Source organism: Saccharopolyspora sp. NPDC050642 (assembly GCF_040654735.1).
Lineage (GTDB): Bacteria > Actinomycetota > Actinomycetes > Mycobacteriales > Pseudonocardiaceae > Saccharopolyspora > Saccharopolyspora elongata.
Window position 1 is genome coordinate 31,107 of record NZ_JBFAIN010000024.1, and the last position, 14,492, is coordinate 45,598.

Below are 14,492 nucleotides of genomic sequence, written 5' to 3' on the forward strand. Positions count from 1 at the left end.
GCACTCGTAGAATCCGGTGCGTGACACAGACCCATGACGCTCAGCAACGTGAACTTCCGTCGACCTGGAATCCGGCCGACGTAGAGGCCGAGCTGTACGAGCGCTGGGTAGCCGCCGAATACTTCACCGCCGACGCGAACAGCGACAAGCCGCCGTTCTCGATCGTCATCCCGCCGCCGAACGTCACCGGCAGCCTGCACATCGGGCACGCCTTCGAGCACACCCTGATGGACATCCTCACCCGGCGCCGCCGGATGCAGGGTTACGAGGCGCTGTGGCTGCCGGGCATGGACCACGCGAGCATCGCGGTGCAGGCGCTGGTCGAGCGGCAGCTCCGCGAGGAGGGCATCGACCACCGCGAGCTGGGCCGCGAGGCGTTCCTGGAGCGCGTGTGGCAGTGGAAGGAGAAGCACGGCGGGGCGATCCTGTCCCAGATGCGCCGCCTCGGCGACAGCGTCGACTGGACCCGCGAGCGCTTCACCATGGACGCCGGGCTTTCCCGCGCGGTGCAGACGATCTTCAAGAAGCTCTACGACGACGGGCTGATCTACCGGGCCGAGCGACTGGTCAACTGGTCGCCGCAGATGCGCTCGGCGATCTCCGACATCGAGGTGGAGCACAAGGAGGTCGAGGGCGAGCTCGTCTCCATGCGCTACGGCGACGGCGACGACTCGATCGTGGTGGCCACCACCCGGATCGAGACGATGCTCGGCGACACCGCCGTCGCGGTCCACCCCGACGACGAGCGCTACAAGCACCTGGTCGGCACCGAGATCGAACTGCCGCTGACCGGGCGCAAGATCCCGATCGTCGCCGACGAGCACGTGGACCCGGAGTTCGGCACCGGCGCCGTCAAGGTCACCCCGGCGCACGACCCGAACGACTTCGAGATCGGCAAGCGGCACGACCTGCCGATGCTGACGATCATGGACGAGCAGGGCCGGATCGCCCACACCGGCACGCAGTTCGACGGCATGGACCGCTTCGAGGCCCGCGTCGCCGTCCGCGAGGCGCTGCGCGAGCAGGGCCGCATCGTCGCGGAGAAGCGCCCGTACCTGCACAGCGTCGGGCACAGCTCGCGGTCGAAGGAGCCGATCGAGCCGCGGCTGTCGCTGCAGTGGTTCGTCAAGGTCGGCCCGCTGGCCAAGGCCGCCGGCGACGCGGTGCGCGACGGCCGGGTCGCGGTGCACCCGCCGGAGATGACCAAGCGCTACTTCGACTGGGTCGACAACCTGCACGACTGGGCCATCTCGCGGCAGCTGTGGTGGGGCCACCGCATCCCGATCTGGTACGGGCCGGGCGGCGAGGTCGTCTGCGTCGGGCCGGACGAGGAACCGCCGTCGGGCGAGGGCTGGCACCAGGACGAGGACGTGCTGGACACCTGGTTCTCCTCGGGCCTGTGGCCGTTCTCCACGATGGGCTGGCCGGCGGACACCGCGGACCTGCGGAAGTTCTACCCGACCAGCGTGCTGGTCACCGGCTACGACATCTTGTTCTTCTGGGTCGCCCGGATGATGATGTTCGGCCTCTACGCGATGGACGGCGTGGAGCCCTTCAAGGTCATCGCGCTGCACGGCATGGTCCGCGACGCGCACGGCAAGAAGATGTCGAAGTCCGCGGGCAACACCGTCGATCCGCTCGTGTGGATGGACACCTACGGCACCGACGCGCTGCGGTTCACCCTGGCCCGCGGCGCGAACCCCGGCACCGACTCGCCGATCAGCGAGGAATGGGTGGCGGCGTCCCGCAGCTTCTGCACGAAGCTGTTCAACGCCACCAAGTTCGCGATGATGAACGGCGCGAAGGTGCCGGAGCGGCTGCCCGACCGCGGCGCGCTCACCGACGCGGACCGGTGGATCCTGGACCGCGTCGACCAGCTGGTGTCCGATGTGGACGAGCTGCTGGAGGACTTCCAGTTCGCCAAGGCGACCGAGGCGCTCTACCACTTCACCTGGGACGAGTTCTGCGACTGGTACCTGGAGCTGTCCAAGGTCCAGCTGGACGGCGAGCGGGCGGAGCGGACCCGCGAGGTGCTCGGGTACGTGCTCGACGTGCTGCTGCGGCTGCTGCACCCGACGATCCCGTTCATCACCGAGACCCTGTGGACCGCGTTGACCGGCCGCGAGTCCGTGGTGATCGCGGACTGGCCGAAGGCGTCCGGGGCGGTTGCCGACCCCGCCGCCGCGGAGCGGATCGCGGCGGCGCAGAAGCTGATCACCGAGATCCGGCGGTTCCGGTCCGACCAGGGACTCAAGCCGGGGCAGCGGGTCGCGGCCAAGCTCGGCGGCATCGCGGAGCTGGGGCTGGCGGACCACGTGCCCGCGGTGCAGGCGCTGGCCCGGGTCACCGAGCCGGCCGACGGGTTCACCTCGTCGGCGTCGATCGAGGTCGGGTTGGCCGGCGGCAACGTGTCGGTGGAGCTGGACCTCTCCGGCGCGGTCGACGTGGCCGCCGAGCGCAAGCGGCTGGCCAAGGACCTGGCCGTGGCGGAGAAGGAACTCGCGGGCACCGACAAGAAGCTGAACAACCCGGCGTTCCTGGACAAGGCCCCGGCCGACGTGGTGGACAAGATCAAGGCCCGCCGCGAGACGGCGCAGGCCGACATCGCCCGCATCAACGCGCGCCTGGCCGCGTTGCCGGGGGCCTGACCGGTTTCGAGCTCGCCGGGTGGCGTCTTCGCGCGAAACCGCCACCCGGCAGGCACGAGGAGCGGCGATTTCTCGCGAAATCGCCGCTTTCGCCTTTCCGGGACGCGTGCGCGGTCACGGCATTCGCCAGTAGCCGCAGAACATGATGTTGTTCTTCGGCAGGCCCGATCGGACCCAGTGCCGGCGCAGCGAGGCGGCCAGCTCGGACTCGCCGACCACCCAGCCGTAGGTGTTCTCGGCGGGCGCGGGCAACGCCTCGGCCGCGGCAAGCGCCGCTCGCCCCGGGGTGTTGCCCGGGTTGTCCCGCACCACCCAGCGCACCGACATCCCGGCCGGCGCCTCCATCCGTTGCTGGTCCGCCGCGGAAGGGATCTCGATCAGCGCCTGGCCGCGGGTTTCCGGGGGCAGCGAGGCCAGCACGCCCGCAGCCGCAGGCAGCCCCGTCTCGTCGGCCACCATCAGCACGTGCTCCGTGCCCGGCGGCGGGTTGAACCCGATGCCCTCGTCCAGGATCGCCACGGCGTCGCCGGGTTCGCAGGTCTGCGCCCACGTGGCGGCGGGACCGGCGGTGCCGTCCTCGGCGGAGCCGTGCAGCACGAAGTCCACGTCCAGTTCCGGGCCGTCGGGGCCGATCGGCCGGTAGGCGCGCACCGAGTAGTTGCGCAGCACCGGCCGGGAGGTCTTGGCGATGGTCAGGAACTTGGCGTAGGAGACCGCGTTGAGCTTGTTCGGCAGCCGGGACAGCGAGTCCTCGGCGACCGGGATGAACAACCGGAACCACTGGTCGAAGCCCATGTAGCGGAACCGCTCGGCGTCGCCGCGGCCCAGCGTGACGCGCGCGAAGTGCGGCGAGACCCGCTCCCGGCGGATGACCCGCAGGGTGAGCAGCTCGCTGTGCTCCGGCTTGATCCGCCTCGTGGCCAGGTTGGTTCGGGCCATGCTCAACTCCTTCGTAACTTAGCTATGCCTAACCTTACTGGAAGTTCGGCGGGTCAAGATCGCGGATTTCGGGAACCGGGAACCGGCGGAGCGGGTCTTCGCCGGTCGGCCGACCGGCGAGACGTAGACTGACCTCGTCGTTTCGCCGTTCGCAGGGGAGTGAGCACTTGTCCGGCACCGATCCCGCCGCGCTGCAGGAACTGCGCGTGGTGGAGGCCGAGCTCAACGAACGCTGGCCGGAAACCAAGATCGAACCATCGCTCGACCGGATCCGGGCGCTCACCGAGCTGCTCGCGGATCCGCAGCACAGCTATCCGGTCGTGCACATCTCCGGCACCAACGGCAAGTCGTCGACGTCGCGCATCACGGACGCGCTGCTGAGCGGCCTCGGGCTGCGCACCGGCCGCTACACCAGCCCGCACCTGCAGCTGGCCACCGAGCGCATCAGCATCGACGGCGCGCCGATCAGCCCCGAGGGCTACGTCGAGGCCTACCGCGACGTCGCGCCGTACGTGTCCATCGTGGACTCCCGCAGCGACGTCCGGATGAGCAAGTTCGAGGTGCTCACCGGGATGGCGTTCGCGGCCTTCGCCGACGCCCCGGTGGAGGCGGCGGTGATCGAGGTCGGCCTGGGCGGCAGCTGGGACGCCACCAACGTCGCCGACGCGAAGATCGCGGTCGTCTGCCCGGTCGCGCTCGACCACGCCGACTACCTCGGCACCGACCTGGCCTCGATCGCCGGTGAGAAGGCCGGGATCATCAAGCCCGGCTCCATCGCGGTGGTCGCGGCGCAGCCCGCCGAGGCGCAGAAGGTGATCATGGAGCGGGCCGCGGAGGTGGACGCCACGGTCGCCCGCGAGGGCCAGGAGTTCGGCGTGCTCTCGCGGACCGTCGCCGTCGGCGGCCAGCTGCTCCGGCTGCAGGGCCTGGGCGGCGTGTACGACGAGATCTTCCTGCCGCTGCACGGAGAACACCAGGCGCGCAACGCCGTGTTGGCGCTGGCGGCGGTCGAAGCGTTCTTCGGTGCCGGTGCCGACCGGCAGCTCGACGTCGAGCGGGTCCGCGACGCGTTCGCGAACGTCGTGACGCCCGGGCGCCTGGAGCGGGTCCGCGCGGCGCCGACGGTGCTGGTCGACGCGGCCCACAACCCGCACGGCGCACGAGCCCTCGCCGACGCGCTCAGCTCCGAGTTCTCCTTCCGCAAGCTGGTCGCGGTGGTCGGCGTGCTTGGTGACAAGGACGCGCGCGGCATCCTCGCCGAGCTGGAACCGGTGGTCGAGGAGATCGTGCTGACCACGAACTCCTCGCCGCGGGCGATGGATCCGGACGAGCTGGCCGGCGTGGCCAAGGACATCTTCGGCCCGGACCGGATCGTGGTGGAGCCCCGGCTGGACAACGCGGTGGAGACCGCGATCCAGCTGTCCGAGGAGACCGATGAGCCCGGCGAATCGGTCTCCGGCGGCGGCGTCGTGATCACCGGGTCCGTGGTGACCGCGGGCGAGGCACGCGCCCTGTTCGGCAAGGAGCCCGCGTGAGCGAACCGCAAGACACTGGAGCCGTCGTGACCGATCAGCCGAACCCCGAACCAGGCAAGGGCCTGCCCGAGGCGCCGCCCGGCGTGCGCGACCCGTGGAAGGGCCTGCGCGGGATCATGGCGGGCACGCTGGTGCTGGAGTTCATCGCGTTCATGCTCGCGCTGCCGGTGGTCTGGAAGCTCGGCAGCGGCGTCTCCAGCATCGGCTTCACCATCGTGGCGGTGCTGTCGGTGCTGATGCTGGCGGCGGCGTTCGTGCAGCGCCGCCCGTGGGGCCTCGGCGTCGCGCTCGCCCTGCAGGTCGCGATGGTGCTCTGCTTCTTCGTGCACCCGGCGGTCGGGATCATGGGCGCGGTGTTCGCCGCGGTCTGGGCCTACATGCTGTACCTGCGCCACGACGTCGCCCGGCGCATGCGCGAAGGCCAGCTCTACGACCAGCTCGGCCACCCGCCGGGCTACCCACCGGAGCAGACCGACTGACGTTCCACCTGGTCGGGCGTGGTGCATCACGATGCAGCCGCGATATGCTTTGATGCATGCGGACGACCATCACGATCGATGATCAGTTGCTCGACCGGTTAAAGCTGCGTGCGGCGCGCGAGCACACCACGGTGAGTGCGTTGATCGAAGACGACGTTCGGATGGGCGAGCTGCGGCGCGCTCAGCGAGACGCTCCGAAGAAAGGGCGTTTCCGGCTACCGACGTTCGACCTGGGGGAGCCGAAGCCCGGCGTTGATGTTAATGACAACGCTGCCCTGCTCGAGTTCATGGAGCGCGACGAGTGATCGCTTGTGACGTCAACGTCCTGCTCAACGCTCAGAACGCGGCCCTGCCGGACCACGAGAAGTACCGCGTTTGGCTTGAGGACGCCCTGCAAGGGCCCGCTCCGGTCGGCATTCCAGCGCTGGTGTTCAGCGGCTACCTGCGGATCATCACCAACCACAAGATCTGGAACCGGCCCTTGGCGCCGGAGCAAGCGTTGGAGATCATCGCCGCGATTCGCACTTCGCCCGCATTCGTGCAGGTCGAACCGGGTCCACGCCATTGGGAGATCTTCACCGAGCTCTGCCGCAAGGCGGACGCGAAGGGCAATCTGGTCCCGGATGCATATCTCGCGGCGATCGCGATCGAGCACGGTTGCGAGTGGATCACCGCGGACCGGGGCTTCGCGCGCTACTCGGGACTGCGCTGGAGGCATCCCCTGGACTAGGCCCGAAGGCTGGGCTCGTCAGCCGATGTCGATGACGGCTCGGCCGACGGTTTCGCCGCGCTTCAGGGCGTCGTAGGCGTCCTGGACCTGTTCGAACGGGTAGTGGCGGCTGATCGCGTCCTGCGGGCGGAGCAGGCCGCGGGCCACCAGGTCGAGCAGCACCGGCATGTCGCGCCGCGGCTTCGCGCCGTAGGAGCCCTTGATCTGCAGCTTCCGGCGGGCGATGGTGGCCAGGTCGAACTCCGCGGTGGTGCCCCTGGCGGCGATGCCGACCACCACGACCTGACCGCCTTCGACGACCGAGTCGCGCGCGATGTCGAAGGTGGGCACCGCGCCCAGCGCCTCGAAGGCGACGTCCACGCCGCGCCCGCCGGTCAGCTCGCGGATCGCCGCGGGCGCGTCCGCCTCGGCGGAGTTGACCACGTGCGTCGCGCCCAGCTTCCGCGCCCCGGCCAGCTTCTCCTCGCTGATGTCCACCGCGATGATCATCGACGCGCCGAAACCCGCCGCCAGCTGGATCAGCGCCGAGCCGACGCCGCCCGCCGCGACCACCGCCACGGTGTCGCCGACCTGCACGTTCGCCGCGTGGCGCAGCGCGCCGTACGCGGTCATCGTCGAGCAGCCCACCGAAGCGACGTCGCTGAGCTCCACGCCGTCCGGCACGCGGTAGACCGAGGTCGCGGGCGTGACGCAGCGTTCCGCCAGGCCGCCCATCGAGTACATCCAGACCGGCTCGCCGTCCGGCCGGAACAGCCGGGTCTCGTCGTCGTAGAGCCGCCCCTTGCCGCGGTTGAACTCGAAGAACTTCCGGCAGATCTCCTCGTTGCCGCGTGCGCACTGCTCGCACTGGCCGCACGGCATGATGAAGCTGGTCACCACCCGGTCGCCCACCTCGAGGCCGGTGACGTCCGGCCCGAGCTCGGCGATCACGCCGGCCACCTCGTGCCCGAGCACAGTCGGCGTCGGGAACGGCAGTTCGCCCTTGAGCACGTGCAGATCCGTGTGGCAGGCCCCGCAGGACCGCACGTCGATGGCGACCTCGCCGGCCTTCGGCCGGGGATCGGCGAGTTCCTCGATCCGCATCGGCTGGTTCGCGGCGGTGTGCACGGCGGCGCGCATCCGGACCTCCAAGTCAGACCGGCCAGTCGGTTTGCCCGTGAAGCTATCGCGCCGACCCGCCGGGCACCAGGCGCGAACGCGGGAAACCCGCACCGCCGGTGATCGGACCGGCACCGCACGTGCGCTCGCGGTCGCCCGGCACGAACTCTTCACCTTCGCGTCGACCAGCGGTGATCCACCAGCCTCCTGCCGCGGATAGAACCGGCGGCATGACTCCCGAACCTGCCCAGCTGAACCGGCGCGCCCTGCTCCGCGGCGCCGCCGCCACCGGCCTCGCCGCCACCGGCCTGTTCCTGACCGGCGCGCCCGCGTTCGCGCGCGGCGGCCGCCCGGTGCTGACCCACGGCGTGCAGCTCGGGGACCCGCGCCCGGACGGGGCCGTGGTGTGGACCCGCGCCGACCGGCCGTCGCGGATGTTCGTGGAGGTCTCCCGGCACGCCGACTTCCGCGGCGCGCGGCGGATCCCCGGCCCGGTCCTGACCCCGGAGACCGACGGCACCGGCGAGGTCCGGCTGGGCGGGCTGGCGCCGGGGCAGCAGGCGTACTACCGCGTGATCGCCGAGGACCTGGACGGCCGCGTCGAGAGCGAGGCGCTGACCGGCACCTTCCGCACCGCGCCGAGCAACCGGCGGGACGTGCGCTTCCTGTGGTCCGGCGACGTCGTGGGGCAAGGCTGGGGCATCAACCCGGACGTCGGCGGCATGACGATCTACCACGCGATGGCCGCCCGCAACCCGGACTTCTTCCTGCACAGCGGCGACACCGTGTACTCCGACGGTCCGTTGAAGGAGTCCGTCACGCTGCCCGACGGCCGGGTGTGGCGCAACGTCGTGACCCAGGAGAAGTCCAAGGTCGCCGAGACGCTGGCCGAATACCGCGGGCAGTTCGCCTACAACCTGCTCGACGAGAACGTGCGGCGCTTCGCCGCGCAGGTCCCGCAGCTCGTGCAGTGGGACGACCACGAGGTCACCAACAACTGGTACCCGGGCGAGATCCTGGACCTCGACCAGTACACCGAGAAGCGCGTCGACGTGCTCGCCGCGCGGGCCTTCCAGGCCTTCCACGAGTGGCAGCCCGTCCGCCGCCAGGACGCGGTGGACGGCAGGGTGTACCGGAAGGTCTCGCACGGCCCGCTGCTGGACGTGTTCGTGCTCGACATGCGCAGCTACCGCGACCCGAACTCGGCGGGCACCACGCCGGAGCGGATCCTCGGCGCCCGCCAGGCGCGCTGGCTCGTCGACGAGCTCGCCCGGTCCCGCGCGACCTGGAAGGTGATCGCCTCGGACATGCCGATCGGCATCGTCGTGCCGGACGGCGACAAGATCGAGGCCGTGGCCAACGGCCTGCCGGGGGCGCCCAACGGGCGCGAGGCGGAGCTGGCCTGGGTGTTGCAGGTCGGTCCGCAACACCGTCTGGCTGACCGCCGACGTGCACTACACGGCGGCGATCCACTACGCGCCGGAGCGCGCGGCCTTCGCCGGGTTCGACCCGTTCTGGGAGTTCGTCTCCGGCCCGCTGCACGCCGGCGCGTTCGGGCCGAACAAGCTCGACCCGACCTTCGGTCCGGAGCAGGTGTTCGTCAACGCCCCGACCCGCCAGGGCGCGTCCCCGCTGGAGGGCTTCCAGCACTTCGGCGAGGTCAACATCGACGGCCGCACGGGGCAGCTGACCGTGGACCTGCGCGACCACTCCGGCCGCTCCCTCTGGGCCAAGACCCTCGACCCGCGGCGCTGACCAGCCACGATCGAGTTATTCCGTGGAAGTGGAAGTAGGAAAAGTCGTATTCTTACTTCCGTGAAGATGACGGAGAAGGGGCAGGTGACCATCCCGGTCGACCTGCGTCGCGAACTAGGACTGAGACCCGGGGATCAGATCGAGATCAGATTGGAGGGAAACGCGCTGATCCTCACCCGCGGGCATTCCGTGCCCAGCCGTGGGCAGCGGATCGTGGAGCACCTCCGCGGGCGCGCCAGCGGGGAGGGGCTTTCCACCGACGAGATCATGGCGATGACCCGTGGAGAGTGAATCCGCCCGCGCGCCGGCCACACTGGTCGACTCCAACGTTCTGCTCGATCTGGTCATCGAGGAGGGCGAATGGGTCGATTGGTCTTCGGACGCGCTTGAAAAGGCGGCGGAAGAGGGCCCCTTGGTGATCAACCCGTTGATCTTCGCCGAGGTGTCGGTGCGCTTCCCGGCGATCGAGGAAGTCGAGGAGGCGTTCCCGAAAGACTTCTTCGTCCGCATGCCGCTGCCGTGGTCGGCGGCGTTCCTCGCGGGAAAGTGCTTCCAGGACTACCGAAGGCGAGGTGGCGAGAAGCGGTCGCCGCTGCCCGATTTCTACATCGGCGCGCATGCGGCGGTGAGCCGGCTTCGCCTGCTGACCCGCGATGCCCGCCGGTACCGCACCTACTTCCCGACGGTCGAGGTGATCGCTCCGGACTGAGGCGGGGTCGCCGCTCGGGGTGTCACCTGCATCGATACCCTGGCTGGCAAATCGGGCGCGGTGCGTTTTCGCACCCGGCGCCACCGGAAATGAAGGAGAAGCAACCGTGAGCGAGCGCACCCTGGTCCTGGTCAAGCCCGACGGCGTCGAGCGTGGCCTGGTCGGCGAGGTGATCAGCCGCATCGAGCGCAAGGGCCTGAAGCTGGTCGCGCTGGAGCTGAAGAACGTCGACCGCCAGCTCGCCGAGCAGCACTACGCCGAGCACGACGGCAAGCCGTTCTTCGGCAGCCTGATCGAGTTCATCACCTCCGGCCCGGTCGTGGCCGCGTGCGTCGAGGGCCCGCGCGCGATCTCGGCGTTCCGCCAGCTGGCCGGCGGCACCGACCCGGTCGACAAGGCCGCGCCGGGCAGCATCCGCGGCGACTTCGGCCTGGAGGTCCAGTACAACCTCGTGCACGGCTCCGACTCGGTCGAGTCCGCCGAGCGCGAGCTCAAGCTGTGGTTCCCGGAGATCTGAGCGCCGCGACCGGAACCGGCGTCGACGTGACCGGGCCGCACCGGGTCGACGCCTCGCACCCGGGCCTGGTGGACGGGCTCGCCGGCCTGTGGGAGCGAGTCACCGCCGCAGGCGGCGCGGTCGGCTTCAGCCCGAACGATCCGGTCGAGCGGCTGCGCGCGGCGGCCGCCGCGCTCGTCGAGGACGTCCAAGCCGAGCGGGCGCACCTGATCACCATCGGCCGCCAGGACGTGCTGGTCGGGCTCGCGGTGCTGCGGCAGCGCCAGCTGCCGGTGCGCAGGCACACCGGTGAGCTGGCCTGGCTCGCGATCGACCCCGTCCTGCAGCGCCAGGGCTGGGGCAAGCGGCTGCTCGACGCCGTGCTGGTGCAGGCGCGGGCGGTCGGCGTGGAGAAGCTGGACCTGGTCACCCGCAGCGGGCACGACCTGGAGCGCTTCTACGAGGCCAACGGCTGGGTCGAGCGCGGCCGCTGGCCGGGCGCGGTGCGGGTCGCCGCCGGCGACGACCGCGACGAAATCTGGTTCACCCGCGACGTCTGAGCACCGGTGTTGCGCGATTTCAATGGGAATCGAAGGTCCGATTTCAATGAGCGTTTTTCATCCTGGTCGGCCCGCAGCCGCGGGCCGCAAAGCTGCACGTCGATGGGTGTCGCATGCGCCGCAGGCGCATAAGCCACCCACGACACCTGCACCGCCGCGGGTTCACGGTGCCCACCCCTCCGGGGTTCCCTCGGCGAGGACGGCCCTGACGCCGTGTATTGGACATGCATAAGTCAGGGCACCCACAGACCAGGGAGCCTCTGAGGTTCCGCCCCCGGCACCGCCACGCAAATCGAGGTTGGAAAAACCTCAATGAAATCCGCCCCCGGTCTCCCGATTCGGGGCGGACCTCTACCCTGGTCGCGTGCGTGTTGAGTCCGTTTTCGACAGGTTGGAACCGCTGTTGCCGCGCGTCTCCAAACCCGTGCAGTACGTGGGTGGGGAGCTCAACGCGACGGCGAAGGCGTGGGACGACGCCACCATCCGGTGGTGCCTGATGTACCCCGACGCCTACGAGGTCGGGCTGCCCAACCAGGGCGTGCAGATCCTCTACGAGATCCTCAACGAGCAGCCGGACGTGCTCGCCGAACGCACCTACGCGGTGTGGCCGGACCTCGAGGAGCTGATGCGGGAGCACGACATCCCGCAGTTCACCGTGGACAGCCACCGGCCGGTCGGCGCGTTCGACGTGCTGGGCCTCAGCTTCGCCACCGAACTCGGCTACACCAACATGCTCGGCGCGCTCGACCTCGCGGGCATCCCGCTGCACGCGGTCGATCGCACCGATGATCACCCGATCGTGTTGGCCGGCGGGCACGCGGCGTTCAACCCCGAGCCGATCGCCGACTTCCTGGACGCCGCGGTGCTCGGTGACGGCGAGGAAGCGGTCCTGGAGATCACCGAGGCCATCCGGCGCTGGAAGGCCGAGGGGCGGCCGGGCGGTCGCGAGGAGCTGCTGCTCCGGCTGGCCGAGTCCGGCGGCGTGTACGTGCCGCAGTTCTACGACGTCACCTACGGTCCCGACGGCGCGATCTCGGAGGTCGTGCCGAACCGCGACCGGGTGCCGTACCGCGTCTTCAAGCGGACGACCATGGAGCTCGACGACTGGCCGTACCCGAAGAAGCCGCTGGTGCCGCTGGCCGAGAGCGTGCACGAGCGGATGAGCGTGGAGATCTTCCGCGGCTGCACCCGCGGCTGCCGGTTCTGCCAGGCCGGGATGATCACCCGGCCGGTGCGGGAGCGGTCCATCGAGGGCATCGGCGAGATGGTGCAGCGCGGGCTGGAGGCCACCGGTTTCGAAGAGGTCGGCCTGCTGTCGCTGAGCTCGGCCGACCACTCCGAGATCGCCGAGATCACCAAGGGTCTGGCGGACCGCTACGAGGGCACCAACACCGGGCTGTCGCTGCCGTCGACCCGGGTGGACGCCTTCAACATCGACCTGGCCAACGAGCTGTCCCGCAACGGCCGCCGCTCGGGCCTGACGTTCGCGCCGGAGGGCGGCAGCGAGCGGATCCGGCGGGTGATCAACAAGATGGTGTCGGAGGAGGACCTGATCCGCACCGTCTCCGCCGCGTTCGCCAACGGCTGGCGGCAGGTCAAGCTGTACTTCATGTGCGGGCTGCCGACCGAGACCGACGAGGACGTGCTGCAGATCGCCGAGATGGCCAAGCAGGTCATCCGGGCCGGCCGGGAGGTCTCGGGCCGCAAGGACATCCGCTGCACGATCTCGATCGGCGGTTTCGTGCCGAAGCCGCACACCCCGTTCCAGTGGGCGTCGCAGTGCGATCCGGACACCATCGACGAGCGGCTGCGCAAGCTGCGCCAGGAGATCAACACCGACCGCAGCCTGGGCCGCAACATCGGCATGCGCTACCACGACGGCAAGCCGACGATGGTCGAGGGACTGCTGTCGCGCGGTGACCGCCGGATCGGCCGGGTCATCGAGCGGGTGTGGCGCGAGGGCGGCCGGTTCGACGGCTGGAACGAGTACTTCTCGTTCGAGCGCTGGATGTCCTGCGCCGCCGCCGAGCTCGAACCGCTGGGCGTGGACGTGCACTGGTTCACCACCCGCGAGCGCGGCGAGACCGAAGTGCTGCCGTGGGACCACCTCGACTCCGGGCTGGACAAGGAGTGGTTGTGGGCCGACTGGCAGGACGCGCTGGACGCCCGCGAGCAGGACGACTGCCGGTGGACGCCGTGCTTCGACTGCGGCGTATGCCCGACGATGGGCACCGACATCGAGGTCGGTCCGACCGGGCGGAAGTTGCTGCCGATCTCTCCGGTCGGGCAGGGCTCCCCGGTTCGCAACCCGGCCTTCAACGGCGGCTGACCCCGCATTTTCCCTGGTCAAGGGGCTCTGATTCGAGGTGTGCGAGGTTCCGGCCGGAACCTCGCACACCCAGGCGGAGCGCTCGGTGCCGGGGTGGTGGCCGGGGTACGGTCCTTCGAAATATGAGCCGCAGGTGTTGTCACACGGCGGTTGAGCACGCAAGCATCGACATCGGAGCGGTCGACGAGGACCGCCGATGACGATCATTGGTCGGGGAGGGCATCCTGAGTCGGCGAGATCACCCCAATCCCTCGGCGCCACCGGTGCAGAAGCTGCGCCTGCGTTACGCCAAACGGGGGCGGCTGCGCTTCACCTCGCACCGCGACGTGGCGCGCACCTTCGAACGCGCGCTGCGGAGGGCTGGGGTACCGATGGCGTATTCCCAGGGCTTCAGCCCGCACCCGAAGGTGTCCTGGGCCGGTGCGGTGCCCACCGGCGTGTCCAGCGTGGCCGAGTACGTCGAGCTCCAGCTCGTCGAGCGGCTCGACCCGGCGACGCTGTCCGCCGAGCTCAACGCCGCGCTGCCGGACGGGATCGACGTGCTCGACGCGGTCGAGGCCGAGCCGGGGCCGCTCGCGGACCGGCTGCAGGTGAGCCGGTGGCGGATCGATCTCCCCGGCACGGACGTCGCGGAGCTGCGCGACGCCGCAACGGCGCTGATGGCGGCCGACACCGCACTGGTGGAGCGGATGACCAAGGACGGTCGCCGCACCATCGATGCGCGGGCCGCGCTGGTCAGTGCGGAGGTGCAGGACGGCCGACGGGCCGTCGCGGAGAGTGATCAAAATTCCGCGTCGACCGCCCAGGTGGACGATTGGCCGAAGGCATCCGAACCGTATGGGATACTTGTAACGGTCGTGCGGCAGACAACACCGGTCGTACGACCCGACGACGTACTGAGCGCCCTGCGTGTCGTCGCCGGTCTGGCACCGTCGGCCGTCGCGAGAGCGACCCGGCTGGAGCAGGGTCGGCTCGACGACGGGGGAGGGATTGTCGACCCGTTGGCCCGGGCCTCAGGCGGCGGCCGGATTCCGGCGGGAGAGCCCGCGGCGGGGTGACGGGCGGCGCGGACGTCGTCGACCCGCCGTGTGACTTCCCGGCCTGAAGGCTCGGGGCGGAGGGAACACCAGAATTGCCGTCGCCTGCGGGCGGCGGAGACCGAAGATCGCACATGCCTCTGTGCGGCCGCGTCCACCCGGACGCGCCCGGGGGCG

General features: G+C 70.2%; 13 protein-coding genes and 1 pseudogene. 12 read left to right on the plus strand and 2 right to left on the minus strand.

Going from position 1 to position 14,492, the window contains the following annotated elements:
• Nucleotides 1–20 precede the first annotated feature (20 nt).
• Nucleotides 21–2,648 carry a valine--tRNA ligase gene (locus tag AB0H93_RS29370; RefSeq protein WP_358576641.1) on the plus strand — a complete coding sequence of 876 codons (2,628 nt, stop codon included), beginning with the start codon at nt 21–23 and terminating at the stop codon, nt 2,646–2,648.
• A 114-nt stretch (nt 2,649–2,762) separates the two neighbouring features.
• Here AB0H93_RS29370 and AB0H93_RS29375 read toward each other — a convergent pair whose 3' ends face one another.
• Nucleotides 2,763–3,587, minus strand: a complete 825-nt coding sequence (locus AB0H93_RS29375) for a siderophore-interacting protein (protein WP_358576642.1) — start codon at nt 3,585–3,587, stop codon at nt 2,763–2,765.
• 167 nt (nt 3,588–3,754) lie between these two features.
• On the opposite strand from AB0H93_RS29375, the gene AB0H93_RS29380 reads away from it, so the two are divergent.
• Genes AB0H93_RS29380 through AB0H93_RS29395 form a run of 4 tightly spaced genes read left to right on the plus strand, consistent with a single transcriptional unit; the run spans nt 3,755 to nt 6,331 of the window.
• Nucleotides 3,755–5,122, plus strand: coding sequence for a folylpolyglutamate synthase/dihydrofolate synthase family protein (locus tag AB0H93_RS29380; RefSeq protein ID WP_358576643.1), 1,368 nt, complete (start codon nt 3,755–3,757; stop codon nt 5,120–5,122).
• Entirely contained in the window at nt 5,119–5,601 is a 483-nt protein-coding gene (locus tag AB0H93_RS29385; protein WP_358576645.1) for a DUF4233 domain-containing protein, read from the plus strand. Before AB0H93_RS29380 ends, AB0H93_RS29385 begins: the two co-directional genes overlap by 4 nt.
• A gap of 56 nt (nt 5,602–5,657) precedes the next feature.
• Nucleotides 5,658–5,906 carry a ribbon-helix-helix protein, CopG family gene (locus tag AB0H93_RS29390; RefSeq protein WP_358576647.1) on the plus strand — a complete coding sequence of 83 codons (249 nt, stop codon included), beginning with the start codon at nt 5,658–5,660 and terminating at the stop codon, nt 5,904–5,906.
• Entirely contained in the window at nt 5,903–6,331 is a 429-nt protein-coding gene (locus AB0H93_RS29395; RefSeq protein ID WP_358576649.1) for a type II toxin-antitoxin system VapC family toxin, read from the plus strand. The genes AB0H93_RS29390 and AB0H93_RS29395 overlap by 4 nt, the downstream gene beginning before the upstream one ends.
• A gap of 18 nt (nt 6,332–6,349) precedes the next feature.
• On the opposite strand, the gene AB0H93_RS29400 is transcribed toward AB0H93_RS29395, so the two are convergent.
• Nucleotides 6,350–7,450, minus strand: coding sequence for a zinc-binding dehydrogenase (locus AB0H93_RS29400; RefSeq protein WP_358576651.1), 1,101 nt, complete (start codon nt 7,448–7,450; stop codon nt 6,350–6,352).
• A 209-nt stretch (nt 7,451–7,659) separates the two neighbouring features.
• On the opposite strand from AB0H93_RS29400, the pseudogene AB0H93_RS29405 reads away from it, so the two are divergent.
• The 7 genes and pseudogenes from AB0H93_RS29405 to AB0H93_RS29435 all read left to right on the plus strand — a co-directional run bounded on the left by AB0H93_RS29405 (nt 7,660) and on the right by AB0H93_RS29435 (nt 14,336).
• Nucleotides 7,660–9,184 (plus strand): annotated as a pseudogene (locus tag AB0H93_RS29405) (alkaline phosphatase D family protein).
• A gap of 66 nt (nt 9,185–9,250) precedes the next feature.
• The gene (locus AB0H93_RS29410; RefSeq protein WP_358576745.1) at nt 9,251–9,475 is read left to right on the plus strand and encodes an AbrB/MazE/SpoVT family DNA-binding domain-containing protein; all 225 of its coding nucleotides are present in this window, start codon (nt 9,251–9,253) and stop codon (nt 9,473–9,475) included.
• Nucleotides 9,465–9,893, plus strand: a complete 429-nt coding sequence (locus AB0H93_RS29415) for a type II toxin-antitoxin system VapC family toxin (protein WP_358576653.1) — start codon at nt 9,465–9,467, stop codon at nt 9,891–9,893. Before AB0H93_RS29410 ends, AB0H93_RS29415 begins: the two co-directional genes overlap by 11 nt.
• A 106-nt stretch (nt 9,894–9,999) precedes the next feature.
• On the plus strand, nt 10,000–10,410 hold the full coding sequence (gene ndk / locus AB0H93_RS29420) for a nucleoside-diphosphate kinase (RefSeq protein WP_101376463.1): 411 nt from the start codon (nt 10,000–10,002) through the stop codon (nt 10,408–10,410).
• Nucleotides 10,392–10,949 carry a GNAT family N-acetyltransferase gene (locus tag AB0H93_RS29425; protein ID WP_358576654.1) on the plus strand — a complete coding sequence of 186 codons (558 nt, stop codon included), beginning with the start codon at nt 10,392–10,394 and terminating at the stop codon, nt 10,947–10,949. Before ndk ends, AB0H93_RS29425 begins: the two co-directional genes overlap by 19 nt.
• A gap of 364 nt (nt 10,950–11,313) precedes the next feature.
• Nucleotides 11,314–13,278, plus strand: a complete 1,965-nt coding sequence (locus AB0H93_RS29430) for a TIGR03960 family B12-binding radical SAM protein (protein ID WP_358576656.1) — start codon at nt 11,314–11,316, stop codon at nt 13,276–13,278.
• Nucleotides 13,279–13,541: 263 nt separating this feature from the next.
• Nucleotides 13,542–14,336, plus strand: coding sequence for a TIGR03936 family radical SAM-associated protein (locus tag AB0H93_RS29435; RefSeq protein WP_358576657.1), 795 nt, complete (start codon nt 13,542–13,544; stop codon nt 14,334–14,336).
• Nucleotides 14,337–14,492: the final 156 nt, after the last annotated feature.

What these genes read in the sequence shown, in the direction of transcription:
- AB0H93_RS29375 (WP_358576642.1), bottom strand. Translation starts at nt 3,587, where the DNA reads ATGGCCCGAACCAACCTGGCCACGAGGCGGATCAAGCCGGAGCACAGC.
- AB0H93_RS29400 (WP_358576651.1), bottom strand. Translation starts at nt 7,450, where the DNA reads ATGCGCGCCGCCGTGCACACCGCCGCGAACCAGCCGATGCGGATCGAG.
- AB0H93_RS29390 (WP_358576647.1), top strand. Translation starts at nt 5,658, where the DNA reads ATGCGGACGACCATCACGATCGATGATCAGTTGCTCGACCGGTTAAAG.
- AB0H93_RS29410 (WP_358576745.1), top strand. Translation starts at nt 9,251, where the DNA reads ATGACGGAGAAGGGGCAGGTGACCATCCCGGTCGACCTGCGTCGCGAA.